Here is a 17,100-nt window from a genome sequence, read left to right as displayed (position 1 = left end):
TTATAAATAGGTTATTTCCATGACAGAACCTTTAGCAGTTTTAGGCGGTATTACTGCCGAACAATTTTTAGCAGAATATTGGCAAAAAAAACCTTTACTGGTACGTAACGGATTGCCAGAGATTGTTGGTCTTTTAGAACCCCAAGATGTGCAAGAACTTGCTTTGGAAGAACATGCGAGTGCCAGACTCATTCGCCAAAAAGATAAAAATCCAAATGAATGGCACGTCAAGTCTTCACCTTTAACCAAGGGTGATTTTCAAAAGCTACCAAAACTATGGACGCTTTTAGTACAGGCGGTAGATCACTATTCATTTGATCTGTCTGAACTTTGGAAAAAATTTCCATTTATTCCTCAATGGCGCCGCGATGACATTATGGTCTCTTACGCTCCTAAAGGTGGTTCAGTCGGAAAACATTTTGATTTTTATGATGTGTTTCTAGTTCAAGGTCATGGACATCGTCGCTGGCAGTTAGGACAAATGTGCGATGCAAATACTACCTTTGTACCCAATCAACCATTAAAACTCTTGCCAGAAATAGATGTGCAATTTGATGAAATTTTGGCACCTGGCGATTTGCTATATGTTCCACCTGGAATGGCACATTATGGCGTTGCTGAAGATGATTGCCTAACGTTCTCATTTGGCTTTCGTATGCCAAACGTTGCAGGGATGATGGAACGTATTAGTGATCAATTTTCAGCTAATAGTTTATTGCAAAATCCTGTTGTCGACATCGCACGCAAACAGATGAGTCAAATTGGTGAAATTAATGCCTCTGAACTTAGCCACCTAAAAGACTTAGTATTAGCTCAACTACAAGATTCGGCAGCACTTGATGCCGCTATTATGTCTTATATGAGTGAACCTAAATATCCGGATAATATTCCAGAGGCTGATGAAATCGAAGCCGATGACCTGAAGGAAATTTTACACGAAGGTTACGAAGTTCTTTTAGAGCCTGCCTCTCGACTACTCTATACAGAAAAAAACGGAACCCTAAACTTTTGGGGAAATGGTGAAGCCCTATTTATAGCTGAGTCCTTTGAGCAAAAATTAAAAGCAATCGCTAATGGAGAAAGTCTAGCTTTCGATAGCCAATTTAATAATGATGAAACGCTAGAAAACGTTGCTCACTTGTTAAATGAATCTATTCTGATGCTTTTACCTCCTGCTGAGTAAACGTCTTAATAAAAGTAGACTTTTTCATGAACGTGGAAAAGTCTACTTTTTAAATTAACAACCTACCTCAAAATAAACTCGATTATTGCCCATTAAATTTACCTGCAAATCCTTAAATAGCGTGTAATCAAAGTTATTAAGCGTAAGAAATTTTGAAATCAAAATTAAAAATAGAAAACCTTATTATTAGAGAAATAGCATACCTCTTACTTACTTTTTCCTTAAAATTTAAACGATACCGTTAAAAAAATAATATCTTTTTTCTATCAATAACAAACAATACCTTGTAAAATTAAAGATCCAGATTCTCATTAATACAGATCACAGTTCAAGCGAATAGCAATTCATTTGTGAGAGGCTAAAAAAATATGTCGAAAAAAGATGACATTATTAACACCGCATTAAGACTTTTTAACTCGTATAGCTATAATTCTATAGGGGTAGATCGCATCATTAATGAATCTGGCGTTGCAAAAATGACTTTCTATAAGCATTTTCCATCAAAAGAAAAATTAATTGAAGAATGCTTACTTCTACGGAATACGCTTTTACAAAACTCTCTGACTTCTGCCTTATCACAACATGATGAGTTAGACCCTCTTGCGAGAATTAAAGCAGTATTCTTATGGTATTCCGACTGGTTTAATAGTGAAGATTTTAATGGCTGTATGTTTCAAAAAGCTTTGGAAGAGGTTTTAAAACAGTACCCGTCAACACACCAACCTGCTACGTTGTATAAAGCTTGGTTGACTCAACTTATGCAAAATCTTCTTAATCAATATGATGTAAAAGAACCAGGTCCTTTATCTTTACTACTCGTTAATATATTGGAAGGTATGACCATTCAAGCTCAAGTAGAACATGGTTCAATAAAAATTTATGATTATTGGAATCGAGTTGAAAAGTTAATCGACTTTGAAAGAGCCGCTTAAAAATAAAGCGTGATGTTCTTCTTCTTATATTAATGTTCTTCTTATCTATCACGCTGCGTCTGAAAGTCATTTTGGTTCAAAATTAGACGTTTTTTTCGACCCTACCGAACCAAAATATACAGACCTGTCTGTACAAAACAGATTATATATTTAAAAAATAAAAACTCAATCATTTTTTATGATTCATTTAAAGATAAATTAGATTTAACTATTTATCAGAGTGAAATAGCAGTTATTTCATAGTAGCTTCAATTCACTTATACTTAACAATTAAACTTATAACACAATGCAACACTTTAGACACAAAAGAACTACAAACAACTGTTTTTAATTAAAAATACTACTTATTTATCAGTTCCCCTTATATTGCTTTTCAACAAAAACAATTGGATTGATTAGTTTTGCTACATTCATTTGTGCAAGATCAATCTATACTATGCCCGCTATATTGATATAGGTATAAAGTATGAAAGATGGACTCCAAATTGAAGAAATGAAAAATGCGGCTGATTCAGTCGTTGGAATTCTCAAATCTTTGGCGAATACAGATCGTTTATTAATTTTATGTCACTTAGCTTACGAAGAGCTAAATGTCTCACAAATTGAAGAGAAGACCCAAATTACACAGCCCACTCTTTCACAACAACTTATGATGCTACGTAAAAGTGACGTTGTATCAACTCGTCGTGATGGTAAGCAAATTTTTTATTCTATTAAGGACGACAATATGCATTCAATTTTAAATACGCTTCACCAACTGTACTGTGCAAGTAAATAATATCTTTAAACTATAAATTTATAATAATATTAGTAATTTCCTGAAATATGCGATTTTTCAGCTTGAAAGCTTATAGGTTAGTCCAAGCACAGAGTTTTGAAAATTCGCGTAGCTTTTCCAAAGTCTCGCTTATCCCCTTTATCAATTCATTTCTACGCAATTCACGTGGTACTTGATAGTTATTTGATATAGTTCTTTTCTTGACGCACAATTAACAAGCAAAATAATTAATGAAAAAAGTTAAATTCAAATAATAAACAAAATTAAAACAATAACTTAATATTACCAATCACTATAAAAAATTCTAGTTAGCATAAAAAAGCTTAAGATTCACTTAACTTAAGTATAAAATACTCCGCTTGTTCAACCTTTAGCCATGATTAGGTTAATAAGGCCTTTATATGCTTGCATTCTTTTCTCGATTAAGCTTAGTCACTAAGATTATTATCGCCATTATTTTAGGTATTGGCGTTGCATTATTATTTCCAAACGTTACGCCTTATTTAAGTTTATTTGGTGAGCTTTTTATTAAAGCCTTAAAATCGGTTGCCCCTATTTTAGTTTTTGTATTGGTACTTTCCTCTATCGCCAACTTCCAAGTGGGTCATAGTGCAAATTTACGTCCAATCTTGATTTTATATGTAGTCGGTATGTTGCTTGCAGCTTTCACAGCTGTGATTGTTAGTCTTTCTTTTCCTAGCACTTTGTTCCTTAACACTGTTTCGCACAATGATTTGCAAGCCCCAGGAAGTTTAGCCGATATTTTAAAAAATCTGCTTTTGAGCTTTATTGCGAACCCTGTTCAAGCAATCAGTGAAGCAAACTTTATCGGTATTTTAGCTTGGGCAATTGGCTTAGGTTTGGCTATGCGCCATAGCTCAGAAACCACCAAAGAAGTAATGCAAGATGTTGCTCATGCTGTCAGTGCTATTATTCATAAAGTAATTGCTTTTGCACCTGTTGGTATTTTCGGTTTGGTTGCAGTAACTTTTGCTGATGCTGGCCTCGCGACCCTTGAAAGCTATGCGCAATTATTAATAGTACTATTGGGAACGATGTTCTTTGTTGCTTTAGTTATCAATCCAATTCTTGTTGCACTTACCATACGCGGGAATCCGTACCCTCTTGTGTTTAAGTGTCTTAAAGAAAGTGGGATTACTGCTTTTTTCACACGAAGTTCAGCAGCCAACATTCCAGTTAACTTAGATTTAGCAGAACGCTTAGGTGTTAATCCATCTACAGCAAGTGTGTCCATTCCATTAGGTGCGACAATTAATATGGCGGGTGCAGCAGTAACAATTACTGTACTTACGCTAGCAACTGTACATACGCTTGGAATTCATGTTGATTTTGCAACAATGCTTATTTTATCAGTTGTTGCTACAGTTTCAGCATGTGGTGCTTCTGGTGTAGCTGGTGGTTCTTTACTTCTAATTCCAGTAGCGTGTAGTCTATTTGGCATTTCAACTGAAATTGCTATGCAAGTCGTGGCTATTGGTATGATTATTAGTGTATTGCAAGACTCTACAGAAACAGCGCTTAACTCTTCTACGGATGTTTTATTTACCGCAGCTGTAGATATTCGCTCTAAACAAGCTTCTTAAACACATGCCATTTCAACGTCTACCAAACTGGTTCCAACTTGGAGCCTTTTTACTGGCACTCAATGCCGGAATGATTAATGTATTAGGGTTAATTACCCTTTTGCATCAATCTATTTCACATATGACTGGCAACGTTAGTATGCTAGCTATGAGTTTGGTAGAGTGGCAGCCAGAACATATCATTTTCTTGCTTCTGGTAATTATTTGTTATGTTTGCGGTTCATTTTATAGTGGTTTTATTTTAGGCAGCAGCCATTTTCGATTAGGTCGTCGCTATGGGCTACCTTTGAGTCTTGTTGCCTTATTCATTTTTCTTTGTTGGCTATTACTTCCTTATTTTCCACGCTATGGATTATTATGGGCTTGTACAGCGATGGGCTTACAAAATGCAATGGTAAGCCATTATAAAGGAACCATTATTCGAACTACCCATCTATCTGGTGTTTTAACAGATATTGGTTTAGCACTTGGATATAAAGCCAGAGGCTTACCAGTAGAAAACCGACGTATTGTTTTACACTTACTTATTTTTACAGGTTTCCTGCTTGGTGGGATTCTCGCAGCGCTCGTACATCCGTATTTAAAGTTACAAGCATTTTTATTGCCAGCAACTTTAAGCTTAGTCTTAAGTATTTCTTACTGGGTAGTTTATCTCTATAGCCCTTCAACTTCACATAAGGATTAAGTCATGGTTAAAAATGCCTTACAAGCACAGCTACTAAAAGCTGGGTTAGTGGATAATAAAAAAGCAAAAAAACTAACAAAACAAGCTCACCACGAGCAACGTATCGGTCAAAGTGATGAACCAGCAATCAAAGCGAATATTGAAAAAGCTCAACAAGAAAAGTTAGCTAAAGATCAGGCTTTAAACTTAGAAAAACAACAACAACTTGAGGAAAAAGCCCTCAAAGCATCAATCATTCAAATGATTAAACATCATAAAATTTCAAATACTGATGGTGATAGTGTTTATCAATTTATTGATGAGGGTAAGATCAAGAAGGTATACATTTCTCAGCAAGTGTATAATGCACTTGTTAGCGGTAGCTTAGTGATTGCTAAAGATCAAGATCAATACGCTTATTTGCCAAAAGCTTTAGCTGAGAAAATCGATCAAAAAATGCAAGGTTTCATTTTAATGAATAATGCTGAGAAAAATGAACAAGCCACTGATGAAGAAGATCCTTATGCAGCGTATGTTATTCCTGATGATTTGATGTGGTAATGCATACAAGGGCCTTTATGATGCAAATCTAAGGGCCTTTTTTGATTTGGGTTAAAAATATTAATTTAACAAATGTTCAAAATATTAAGAAAAAATACTTAAAGAATAAATTCCTTCACCACTTCATCTATTAATCCCGATATAATAAATCATAATTTTTTAAGTCCTCGCGACATTCTTGAAGATTTCTTCAGGTATCCAAATTTTACGTCATGTACTAATGAATGACGTACAACGTAATCAGTTCTGTGTATTTACACATACTCAAAAGATCGAAAACTAAGTGATATTGATCTGACTGACTTTCTTGTAAATTTAATTGCAAAGACTTAATTAAGTGGCTTTTGTCTTAAAGGTAGTAATTCATGCTGAAGTGGTTTGAAAAACTTGTAGATCCCTACCCAACAAAAGGTCTGGATGAACCTTTACCAACTCGTTTTTTTCCATTTATTTGGCAAGCGACGGAAGGCTTACGCCCTTACTTATTATTACTTATTCTGTTTACAGCAGGTGCTGCAAGCTTTGAAGCCTTACTTTTTTCAAAGATTGGACAACTCGTAGATTGGTTAAGTAAAAGTCATCCTGAAAGTTTTTTAAGTCAACATGCAACTGATCTATTGCTTTTAATCGGTGTTTTATTTGCCAATATCTTTTTTGTAAATATTCAATCTATTATTAAACACCAGATTTTATATAGTACTTTTCCAATGCGTTTGCGTTGGCGGTTCCATAATCTTTTATTGAAACAAAGCTTAGATTTTTTCCATAACGACTTTGCTGGAAGGCTTTCCGCAAAAGTTATGCAAACGGCTCTGGCAATCCGTGAATTCTGGATTATTTTGGGCGACATGTTGGCTTATGTCGCTATTTACTTTATTACGGTTAGCATTGTCCTTGGGGCTATTTCCCCTATTTTGTTAATACCACTTTTAGTTTGGTTAACTTTATTTCTCTTAAGTGCATGGTTCTTTATTCCTCGTTTAAGTAAAGTTTCACAGCAACAAGCTGATGCCAGAGCAGTGATGACTGGCCGTATTACCGATGCTTACACCAATATTCAAACTGTTAAATTGTTTGCTCACGCGGGACGTGAGAGCCAATACGCCAAAGCATCCATGAAAGAGTTTATGACAACAGTCTATGCTCAGATGCGTTTAGGCACTCTTTTTGAAATAAGTATCAACATGCTATCAGCTGTTTTATTTATTGGCGTTATTGGCACTTCAGTTTGGCTATGGACTCAAGGTTTAGCTGCATTAGGTGTAATTGCAGCGACTACTGCCATGATTTTAAAGCTGAATAGTATGGCTGAATTTATGATGTGGCATATGTCCGCGTTATTTGAAAATGTTGGAACCATTCAAGATGGTATGCAAACATTAGGTAAAAAAATCAATATTCAAGACAAAGCAGATGCAAAAACTCTTGAAGTTGCCAAAGGTGAGATTGTATTCAAAGATGTGAGTTTTGCTTATAACAATAAAAATGTAATTGATCACTTCAATTTACATATTAAAGCAGGCGAAAAGATTGGTATTGTTGGGCGTTCAGGTGCAGGTAAATCCACTCTAATCCAACTGCTTTTACATTTTTATCATCTTAAAGACGGTGAAATTTTAATTGATGGGCAAAATATTGAAAATGTGACTCAAGATAGTCTTAGAGCAAATATTGCCTTAGTAACCCAAGATACGTCTTTATTACATCGCTCAGTGGCTGAAAATATTAAATATGGCCGTCCAGATGCATCTGATGCCGAGATGGAGAATGCTGTAAATAAAGCCAAAGCAGCCGAATTTATACCTCAATTGGTTGATTTAAAAGGTCGTAATGGATATCACGCCCAAGTCGGTGAACGTGGTGTAAAACTTTCTGGCGGTCAAAGACAACGTATTGCTATCGCACGTGTATTCTTAAAAGATGCTCCTATTCTCATTTTAGATGAAGCAACCAGTGCACTAGATTCAGAAGTTGAAGCAGCGATTCAATCTAGTTTAAATGACCTTATGGTTGATAAAACGGTTATTGCAATTGCACACCGATTATCTACTATTGCACAAATGGACCGTTTAATTGTTCTTGATGAAGGTCGAATTGCTGAGCAAGGAACACACGAAGAGTTAATTGCTCAAAATGGAATATATGCACAATTATGGAAACGCCAAACAGGCGGCTTCCTGTTTGAACAAAAAGTTTTACAGGGTCAAGATTAATGCTTTATTTAGAAGATTTGAAAATTGGTGATCGTTTCATTAGCCGTGAATATGAAATCACCTTAGATGAAATCAAAAAATTTGCAAACTCCTATGACCCTCAAACATTTCACACAGATGAAGAGCAAGCTAAGCATGACCCTATTTTTCAGGGGATTGCTGCCAGTGGTTGGCATACGTCAGCCATCACTATGCGTTTATGGACAGAATGCATGCCAATTCATGGCGGCCTCATAGGTTCCGAATCTAGTCTACGGTGGCCACGCCCCACCCGACCTGGTGACAGAATCCATGTTGAAGCTGAAATTTCAGCTATCACACCATCCAAAACAAAATTAGATCGTGGTATTGTTAGTTACGTTACGCAAGCCTTAAATCAACACGGGGATGTTTTACTTATTTCAACAACAAAAATTGTTGTCTTTAAAAAAAATGTTTAAAAATGGTTGATATGATTGTCTAACAGTTTTTATAAACTCAGATTATATTTCATGACAAGATGTGTAAGAAATGCATGTGAAAAATTGATGAGAGCAATGGAACGCATATGAAAATTACCTCAGCTCGTCAAGATCAGGGTATTCCGGGTGTCTATGGCTTATTGCTATTAGATGTTGTTTCACGTTGGGGATACAACGACGAAACATTATTTGCTCCATTTCATCTTACCAGCGAGCAACTGGCTGACCCTGACTATCGTATTTCTACACCAGTAGCAAATGAACTAGTAAAACACGCTCTTAATTTAACTGGCGAAACTACATTGGGTTACCATCTTGGTACTCAAATGCGTATTTCAATTCATGGCTTCATTGGCTATGCAATTATGACAGCCAAAGATATTACAGAAGCAATTGCTCTTGCAGCTCGCTTTATTCAGCTACGCTTACCCTTTTTACAATTATATTTCTCAACTTTTGGGCCTAAAGCAACCTTACAATTACAGTGTGATATTGAACTTGAACCTTTACGTACAGAAATCGTTTTAGGTTTAACCATTGGTATCATGAGCATGGCTAAAGCGATTACTGGTATTGAAGATTTAGCTGGTGATGTAGATTTAGATTTCCCAGAACCAGAAGGTTTTGACAAATATAGAAATAAGCTAAGCAGCACAATTCGCTTTAACCAACCCCATTTAATTTCAAGTTTTGATAAAAAATATTTAGGAATTAAATTGGTTAATGCTGACCCTATCGCAAGTCAAGTTGCTATTAATCAGTGCGAAGCTGAACTATCGGCTTTAGGTGAACGCCGTCGTTTAGCAATGCGAGTTCGTGATATTTTAAGTAATTCTGAACAACATTATTTAAGCATCGAAAATGTAGCTGAATGTCTACATATGTCTGATCGAACACTCAAACGTCAATTAGCAGCGGAAGGAACATCATTTTCAACGCTAGTTGATGAAGTACGTTATCGACATGCAACATCTTTACTTTCACGTACAGATTATAGTCTTGAACAAATTGCTGATGAACTTGGCTATTCGGACGTTGCAAATTTTAGCCGTGCTTTTAAACGCTGGAGCGGCCGCAGTCCGAGCAACTGGCGTAAAGACCCATACTTATAATTTTTAAAACTATTGGACACAAGCTTAAGGAGTTACCATGAATCATCCTTCGGAACTGAAGTATGCACGTACACATGAGTGGGTAAAGATTGAGGGTGATCTTGTTATTACAGGGATTACCGATCATGCACAAGATGAACTTGGCGATTTGGTTTACGTTGAAACTCCAGAAGTTGGGAGTAAAGTTACTGCTGGCGAACAAGCTGGTGTGGTTGAATCAGTAAAAACTGCTTCTGATATCCATGCTCCTGTTTCAGGCACTGTAGTAGAAGTAAATACTGACCTTGAAGATGATCCTGATTTTGTAAATGACGATCCATATGGTAAAGGTTGGATTTATAAAATCAAACCAGACAACATTGCAGATGTTGAAAAACTTTTAACAAATGCAGAATATGAAGCTGGCTTATAAAAGATAGCTAAAGCTTTTCATATTTAATAAAAACCAGTTTAGTCTTAAACTGGTTTTTTCTTTATCTATTCAAATTCAGTTTTACGAATCGGTGACCTCTATGACAAAGCTTGTTGTATTCTCTGGCGCTGGCATGAGTGCCGAAAGTGGAATTAGCACTTTTCGTGACAGTAATGGTCTATGGGAAAATTACGACATCCAACAAGTTGCCACACCTGAAGCATGGCAAAAGAACCCTGCTCTAGTTCAACGCTTTTACAATGAACGACGTAAAAATATTTTAGAATCTCAACCCAATTCAGCTCATCAATATATTGCAAAGTTACAAGACTATTTTGACGTTCAGGTTATTACTCAAAACATTGATGATTTACATGAACGTGCCGGAAGTACCAAAGTTTTACATTTGCATGGAAACATTCGTTTAGCAAAAAGTTCTGGCCCAAATGCACAATTTACAACTCAGTTTTATGACATTAACGGTTGGAAATTAGATTTAGAACATGACCTGTGTCCAGATGGTTATCCCCTTCGCCCACATGTTGTTTGGTTTGGTGAAGCTGTACCTGCTTATGAAGAAGCCATTACAGTCGTGCAAAGTGCAGATATTTTTATTGTAATCGGCTCTACATTAAGCGTTTATCCGGTTGCGGGTTTAGTGCATGAAATTGCAGCTCAATGTAAAGCTTACTATATAGATCCCAAAGCAGATCATGGACGTGTTCCTCAACAATACGAATTATTAAAGATGTCAGCGACTCAAGGAATGCATGAACTTTTTGAGAATTTAACCAATTAATTGCTATTTTTAAGAACTAAATAAATTTAATTTGAATAAAAATTACTATTTTTTAGATAAAATTTTTTAACATTGTTCTAATTTTGCTCAATAAAACTTTATCCCCAAAGTCCGTTGTAACTAAATTTAGAGTTATTTTTTTAAAAATATTTTTATTTTCCACAAAATCTTAAAAAAATAAATATTAAAAAATTATAAGTTAATGATTAATATTATAATTTTCCTCTTAAAAAAATCACTTATTTCAAATTACACAAAGATACAAAAGTATAATATAAAAATAACAGAGCAAAAAAAATCTTTTGTGGTTGAATCTCAACCTCTTGAATGCCGTACAAGAAAACAGCGACCTGGATTAGGTTACAATCACGGATTATGGATATAAGGACACACATCCATCATGAGTTATTTTGATCCCACCCTCATCATGTTTATGGTGTACATCGTAGCAATGGTACTTATTGGCTTATTTGCCTACCGTGCTACAAGCGACTTCTCAGATTATATTCTCGGTGGTCGTAGTTTAGGCAGTTTCGTTACTGCGTTATCCGCAGGCGCATCAGACATGAGTGGTTGGCTACTCATGGGTTTACCAGGAGCAATTTATCTTTCTGGTTTATCTGAAGCGTGGATTGCAATTGGTCTTATTATCGGTGCTTGGCTTAACTGGCTACTGGTTGCTGGTCGATTACGCGTTCATACTGAAATTCAAAACAATGCATTAACTTTGCCAGATTATTTTACAAGCCGTTTTGATGACCAGAAAAAAGTACTTCGTATTTTCTCTGCCGTTATCATCTTGGTTTTCTTCGCTATTTACTGTGCTTCAGGCATGGTAGCGGGTGCCCGTTTATTTGAAAATCTATTCGGCATGTCTTACAACACAGCTATTTGGCTCAGTGCTATTGCAACCATCAGTTATGTTTGTATCGGTGGATTCTTAGCAATTAGCTGGACTGATACATTCCAAGCTGGATTGATGATTTTTGCCCTGATTTTAACACCAATCGTGACTTACCTTGCGATCGGGGACACAACTCATTTTGTTACCCTCATTGAAACTGCACGCCCGCATGCATTTAATCTCATCTCAGATTTTGGTGTGGTAGCAGTTTTATCCTCCATGGCTTGGGGTCTTGGTTACTTTGGTCAACCACACATCCTTGTACGTTTCATGGCAGCTGACTCAGTAAAATCTATTCCTGCTGCTCGTCGTATTGGTATGACTTGGATGATCTTGTGTTTAGGTGGTGCTGTCGGTGCTGGTTTCTTCGGTATTGCTTATTTCGAGCAACATCCTGAATTAGCAGCAGTTGTAAGCAAAAACCCTGAAACTGTATTTATGGAATTGACTAAAATTTTATTCAATCCATGGATTGTGGGTATCATTTTGGCTGCAATTTTAGCTGCTGTTATGAGTACGCTAAGCTGTCAACTTTTAGTATGTTCAAGTGCTTTAACTGAAGATTTATACAAAGGTTTCCTTCGTAAAAATGCATCTCAAAAAGAACTTGTATGGGTTGGCCGTGTCATGGTTCTTGTTATTGCTGTTCTTGCAATTATTCTTGCAGGCAACCCTGATAGCAAGGTTCTTGGTCTTGTTGCTTATGCATGGGCTGGTTTCGGCGCAGCGTTTGGTCCGCTTATCATCTTGTCATTGTTCTGGAAACGTATGAATTTACAAGGTGCATTAGCTGGTATGATCGTTGGTGCAGTTGTGGTTATTGGTTGGAAAAATCTTTTCGCAAGCACAGGTGTTTACGAAATCATTCCTGGCTTTATCCTTGCATTTATCAGCATCATTGTAGTGAGTCTTTTAACTAAAGCGCCAAATACGACTGTAACTGGACGCTTTGAAGAAGCAGATAAACTCTACAAAGAAAGCGTATAAATCATTGAAATAAATAAAGGGGCTTTAGCCCCTTTATTTATTTTTGGTTTTAATTTTAATTTTTGAAGTATCTTTGACTACCTGCATTACTGGATAACTCCGAGTTTCTTTCACGCCCGGTAACTGCCATAGCACCTGCCCCGCAATACGTCTAAATTCTTCCATACTGCCACTTCGTAATTTAATTAAAAAATCAAACCCTCCACTCACCATATGACATTCAACAATTTCCGGATAGTGAACCACAGCATCAATAAACTCATCTAAAACATTAGGTGTGGTTTTATCTAGTAACACTTCAACAAACACCAAAAAATTTGCATTTAATTTGACTGGATTTAATTTCGCTTCATAACCCAAAATGAAATCATCTTTCGTCAGCTTTTGAACTCGGGCCATCACAGCAGTTGGAGATAAATTCACAAGTTCGGCTAATTTACTGTTAGAAATACGCCCATCTGTTTGAAGAATATCCAAAATTTTTAAATCAGTGCGATCAAGGCTTAATATTGGGCCATTCATCTGAATTTTCCTCTAAAAAATGGGCTAAATATAGTGAGTTATTCGGTGTTTCTTCTGTAATGATAAATTATCTAAACCTCTCTACTCAAGATCTTTGTACGAGAGTCGGTTGGCGGAAACAGATATGAACACAATGGATACTTTTCATCAAATGGATAAATCTCACCAAGGCTATATCACCGAATTCAACGATAAAAGTGAGTTTGAACAACGCATCAATACAGCTTGGCGACGTGCTGAACCAGAAGCTGTAGAAGAGCTATTACAAGCTGCTGCGGTATCTGATGATTTAGATCATAAAATTTATGACCTTGCTTTTAATCTTGCTAATAATTTACGTGAACGTAAGACCTCTTCGGGTAAAGCAGGTATTGTTCAAGGGTTATTACAAGAATTCTCTCTTTCTTCACAAGAAGGCGTGGCACTCATGTGTCTTGCTGAAGCTTTGCTTCGTATTCCAGATTCTGCAACACGTGATTTACTTATTCGAGATAAGATCAATCAAGGTAACTGGAAAGAACACGTTGGCCAAAGCAGCTTAATGTTTGTAAATGCTGCAGCATGGGGCCTCATGTTAACTGGTAAGCTTATGGAAACTCCAAAGCAAACCAGTCTTTCAAGTGTACTTACTGGTCTTTTAGCACGTAGTGGACGTGGCATTATTCGTAAAGCTGTTGACGTTGCAATGCGTATGATGGGTGAGCAGTTTGTAACTGGTGAAACCATTGAAGAAGCTGTAGACCATGCGAAAGTACTCGAAGACAAAGGTTTTCGCTATTCGTACGACATGTTGGGTGAAGCAGCATTAACCGAACATGATGCTGAACGTTACTTTAACGATTATACGCAAGCCATTCATGCAATTGGTAAAGCATCGAATGGTAAAGGCGTTTATGCTGGCCCGGGTATTTCAATCAAGCTTTCTGCTTTACACCCTCGCTATCAACGTGCGCAAATTGAACGTGTTCATCAAGAACTCTACGGCAAAGTATTTGAACTCGCTCTTTTAGCTAAAAATTACAATATTGGTTTAAATATTGATGCAGAAGAATCAGAACGCTTAGAAATTTCACTTGAGTTACTTGAACGTCTTTGTTTCGAGCCAGAACTTGCAAACTGGAAAGGCATTGGCTTCGTTATTCAGGCTTATCAAAAACGCTGTTTCTTCGTAGTTGATTATATTATTGACCTTGCTAAACGCAGCCAAAAGCGCCTCATGATCCGTCTTGTGAAAGGTGCATATTGGGATAGCGAAATTAAGAAAGCACAAATCGAAGGTATGGATGACTACCCTGTCTTTACTCGTAAAGTACATACGGATTTATCTTATATCGCGTGTGCTAAAAAATTACTTGCAGCACCTGAGTTTATCTATCCGCAATTTGCAACTCATAATGCTCAAACATTGGCAACGATCTATCATTTAGCTGATCCAAGCAAATATTATGCTGGTCAATATGAATTCCAATGCTTACATGGTATGGGCGAACCGCTTTATGAACAAGTTGTTGGTCCACGTGAGCAAAATAAATTAGGCGTACCATGCCGTATTTATGCTCCTGTTGGTAACCACGAAACTTTGTTAGCTTATTTAGTTCGTCGTTTACTCGAAAATGGCGCGAATACTTCATTCGTTAATCGTATTGCAGACAAAACACTTAAAGTTGAAGATCTTATCCAGTCTCCAATTTACGACATTCGTCATGCAGCTAAACTTGAAGGTTCAGTTGGTTTAAAACATCCATCAATTCCATTACCTTTAGATATCTACGGATCACTCCGTAAAAACTCTAAAGGCTATGATTTAGCAAATGATGCTCCACTTGAAGCTTTAGATAGCACAGCTCAACAACTACGTAATCGTATTTGGCAAAGTCATCCATTATTGGCAAATAACGATTCATTAGAGCAAGGTCATTCTGTTGCAATTACAAACCCAGCACAAAATGATGAAATTGTTGGGCATGTGCAAGAAGCTGATCTTAAGCATGTCGAAATTGCACTTAATGCAGCTGAACAAGCTCAATCTGAATGGTCAAATACACCTAAAGAACAACGTGCTCAATACTTAAAACGTGCAGCAGACCTCATGGAAAGCCGCATTCAAGAATTGATGGTTTTGCTTTGCCGTGAAAGTGGTAAAACTTATGCCAATGCAATTGCAGAAGTTCGTGAAGCTGTAGATTTCTTACGTTACTACGCAACTCAAGTTGAGAATCTTCCTGCGAATACAGCGATTGAACCTTTAGGTACAGTACTTTGTATTAGCCCATGGAACTTCCCTCTTGCAATTTTCTCTGGTCAAATTGCTGCCGCATTAGTGAGTGGTAACTGTGTTATTGCTAAACCTGCTGAACAAACGCCATTAATCGCAGCTCAAGCCGTTCAGATTTTATGGGAAGCTGGTATTCCACATGGTGCTGTACAGTTACTTCCTGGTCGTGGTGAAACAGTTGGGGCTCAGCTTAGCCAAGATAGTCGTATCAATGGCATCATGTTTACTGGCTCGACTGAAGTTGCCAAAATTTTACAGAAAACTGTTGCGAAACGTTTATCTGATAATGGTCAATCTATTCCTCTCATTGCAGAGACTGGCGGTCAAAACGCCATGATTGTGGATTCATCAGCATTAACTGAACAAGTTGTGCTTGATGTTGTAAGTTCTGCTTTTGATAGCGCGGGTCAGCGTTGCTCTGCTTTACGTATTTTATGTGTGCAAGAAGACAGTGCTGCAAGCGTTATTAAAATGCTTAAAGGTGCAATGCAACAGTTGATCGTAGGTAACCCTGCAATTTTAAAAACTGACATTGGTCCTGTTATTGATGATGAAGCAAAGCAGACGATTGACCAGCACATCCAAAAAATGAAATCTAAAGGCTACCCTGTACATCAGTTGATGTTCGGTGCAACAAGCCAGAATGAATTAGATAAAGGAACTTTTGTTGTACCAACAGCAATTGAGTTACCTAATCTTGATGATTTGCAACGTGAAGTCTTTGGTCCAGTTTTACACATCATTACCTATAAGTATGGTGAACTAGAACAACTCATCTCACGTATTAATGCCAAAGGTTATGGTTTAACAATGGGTCTACATACCCGTATTGATGAAACCATCCAAACCGTCATTCAGCATGCTGAAGTTGGTAACCTCTATATCAACCGTAATATTGTTGGTGCAGTTGTTGGTGTGCAACCATTCGGTGGTGAAGGTCTATCTGGTACAGGCCCGAAAGCTGGTGGTCCGCTATATATGTACCGCTTAATGCAGCACTGTTCAAACAAAGTACTGGCAGCACCATTTGCCATGAAGAATGAGCAAACTGCTTTTGAAGGCTTTAACCGTGAGGTTTATCAGAGCTTACAAAATTGGGCGAAACAGCATTTACCACAAGCAAATCGTGAGATTGAACCATTTGGTGTGGGTAAATTCTATGAGTTACAAGGCCCTACTGGGGAAAGTAACCAATATATTATTTTGCCGCGCCATCGTGTGCTTTCAATTGCAGACACTGAACAAAATCAATTGCATCAGTTGCTCGCAATTTTTGCAGTGGGTAGCCAAGCAGCAGTAATGCCTAATAGTCCATTATTGGCAAAATACAAACAAACTTTGCCAAAAGATGTGCTTGCAGCAATTACTACGGTTAAAAATATTACATCAGATGATTTTGATGCAGTTTTACTCCATGGTAACCGTGAAGAAATCTTCTCATTACAGCAAGAAGTTGCTAAACGTTCTGGTGCAATTGTTGGTATTACACACGTTGAGCCAAATGAGAATATTCCACTTGAACGTTTAGTGATTGAACGTGCGATTAGTGTGAATACAGCTGCAGCTGGTGGTAACGCAAGCTTAATGACAATGACTGATTAATCGATAATTTTTCTAAAAAAGCCCAAATCTCAGTATTTGGGCTTTTTTATTTAATAAAGTAATCTATTCTTTAATATATAAATTTTATCAA

14 protein-coding genes are annotated in these 17,100 nt (G+C 36.9%); 13 read left to right on the top strand and 1 reads right to left on the bottom strand.

The annotated features are described in order from the left end of the window. The first annotated feature begins 19 nt into the window (after positions 1-19). From F886_RS10355 to putP, 12 genes are all read left to right on the top strand, one after another. On the top strand, positions 20-1,183 hold the full coding sequence (locus tag F886_RS10355) for a ribosomal protein uL16 3-hydroxylase (protein WP_005304670.1): 1,164 nt from the start codon (positions 20-22) through the stop codon (positions 1,181-1,183). 368 nt (positions 1,184-1,551) lie between these two features. Further along, positions 1,552-2,115: a TetR/AcrR family transcriptional regulator gene (locus F886_RS10350; protein WP_004792769.1), complete on the top strand. Its 564-nt coding sequence runs from the start codon at positions 1,552-1,554 to the stop codon at positions 2,113-2,115. 466 nt (positions 2,116-2,581) lie between these two features. Then, on the top strand, positions 2,582-2,893 hold the full coding sequence (locus F886_RS10345) for an ArsR/SmtB family transcription factor (protein ID WP_002121379.1): 312 nt from the start codon (positions 2,582-2,584) through the stop codon (positions 2,891-2,893). 401 nt (positions 2,894-3,294) lie between these two features. Beyond that, positions 3,295-4,497, top strand: a complete 1,203-nt coding sequence (gene sstT / locus F886_RS10340) for a serine/threonine transporter SstT (protein WP_005304669.1) — start codon at positions 3,295-3,297, stop codon at positions 4,495-4,497. 4 nt (positions 4,498-4,501) lie between these two features. Further along, entirely contained in the window at positions 4,502-5,182 is a 681-nt protein-coding gene (locus F886_RS10335) for a YoaK family protein (RefSeq protein WP_005304668.1), read from the top strand. A 3-nt stretch (positions 5,183-5,185) separates the two neighbouring features. Further along, entirely contained in the window at positions 5,186-5,722 is a 537-nt protein-coding gene (locus tag F886_RS10330; protein WP_005304667.1) for a DUF2058 domain-containing protein, read from the top strand. A 365-nt stretch (positions 5,723-6,087) separates the two neighbouring features. Continuing rightward, entirely contained in the window at positions 6,088-7,935 is a 1,848-nt protein-coding gene (locus F886_RS10325) for an ABC transporter ATP-binding protein (RefSeq protein WP_005304664.1), read from the top strand. Next, positions 7,935-8,375, top strand: a complete 441-nt coding sequence (locus F886_RS10320) for a MaoC family dehydratase (protein ID WP_004792778.1) — start codon at positions 7,935-7,937, stop codon at positions 8,373-8,375. Before F886_RS10325 ends, F886_RS10320 begins: the two co-directional genes overlap by 1 nt. Positions 8,376-8,482: 107 nt before the next feature. Beyond that, positions 8,483-9,508, top strand: coding sequence for an AraC family transcriptional regulator (locus F886_RS10315; RefSeq protein ID WP_004792780.1), 1,026 nt, complete (start codon positions 8,483-8,485; stop codon positions 9,506-9,508). Between the two features lie 37 nt (positions 9,509-9,545). Beyond that, the gene (gene gcvH / locus F886_RS10310; RefSeq protein WP_005069578.1) at positions 9,546-9,920 is read left to right on the top strand and encodes a glycine cleavage system protein GcvH; all 375 of its coding nucleotides are present in this window, start codon (positions 9,546-9,548) and stop codon (positions 9,918-9,920) included. A gap of 91 nt (positions 9,921-10,011) precedes the next feature. Then, positions 10,012-10,719: an SIR2 family NAD-dependent protein deacylase gene (locus F886_RS10305; protein ID WP_081402151.1), complete on the top strand. Its 708-nt coding sequence runs from the start codon at positions 10,012-10,014 to the stop codon at positions 10,717-10,719. Positions 10,720-11,119: 400 nt separating this feature from the next. Beyond that, the gene (gene putP, locus F886_RS10300; RefSeq protein WP_005304658.1) at positions 11,120-12,610 is read left to right on the top strand and encodes a sodium/proline symporter PutP; all 1,491 of its coding nucleotides are present in this window, start codon (positions 11,120-11,122) and stop codon (positions 12,608-12,610) included. Between the two features lie 33 nt (positions 12,611-12,643). Here the strand turns inward: putP and F886_RS10295 are convergent, their stop codons facing one another. Continuing rightward, complete coding sequence (locus tag F886_RS10295) at positions 12,644-13,132, bottom strand: Lrp/AsnC ligand binding domain-containing protein (RefSeq protein ID WP_005304655.1); 489 nt, start codon at positions 13,130-13,132, stop codon at positions 12,644-12,646. A gap of 124 nt (positions 13,133-13,256) precedes the next feature. Between F886_RS10295 and putA the strand changes: the two genes are divergently transcribed. Beyond that, on the top strand, positions 13,257-17,009 hold the full coding sequence (putA, locus tag F886_RS10290; protein WP_005304652.1) for a trifunctional transcriptional regulator/proline dehydrogenase/L-glutamate gamma-semialdehyde dehydrogenase: 3,753 nt from the start codon (positions 13,257-13,259) through the stop codon (positions 17,007-17,009). The last annotated feature ends 91 nt before the right edge of the window (positions 17,010-17,100 follow it).

Source organism: Acinetobacter sp. NIPH 542 (genome assembly GCF_000369825.1).
GTDB classification, from domain to species: domain Bacteria; phylum Pseudomonadota; class Gammaproteobacteria; order Pseudomonadales; family Moraxellaceae; genus Acinetobacter; species Acinetobacter oleivorans.
Note: the sequence above shows the minus strand (reverse complement) of the source record. Positions and strands in the feature narration are given on the sequence as shown.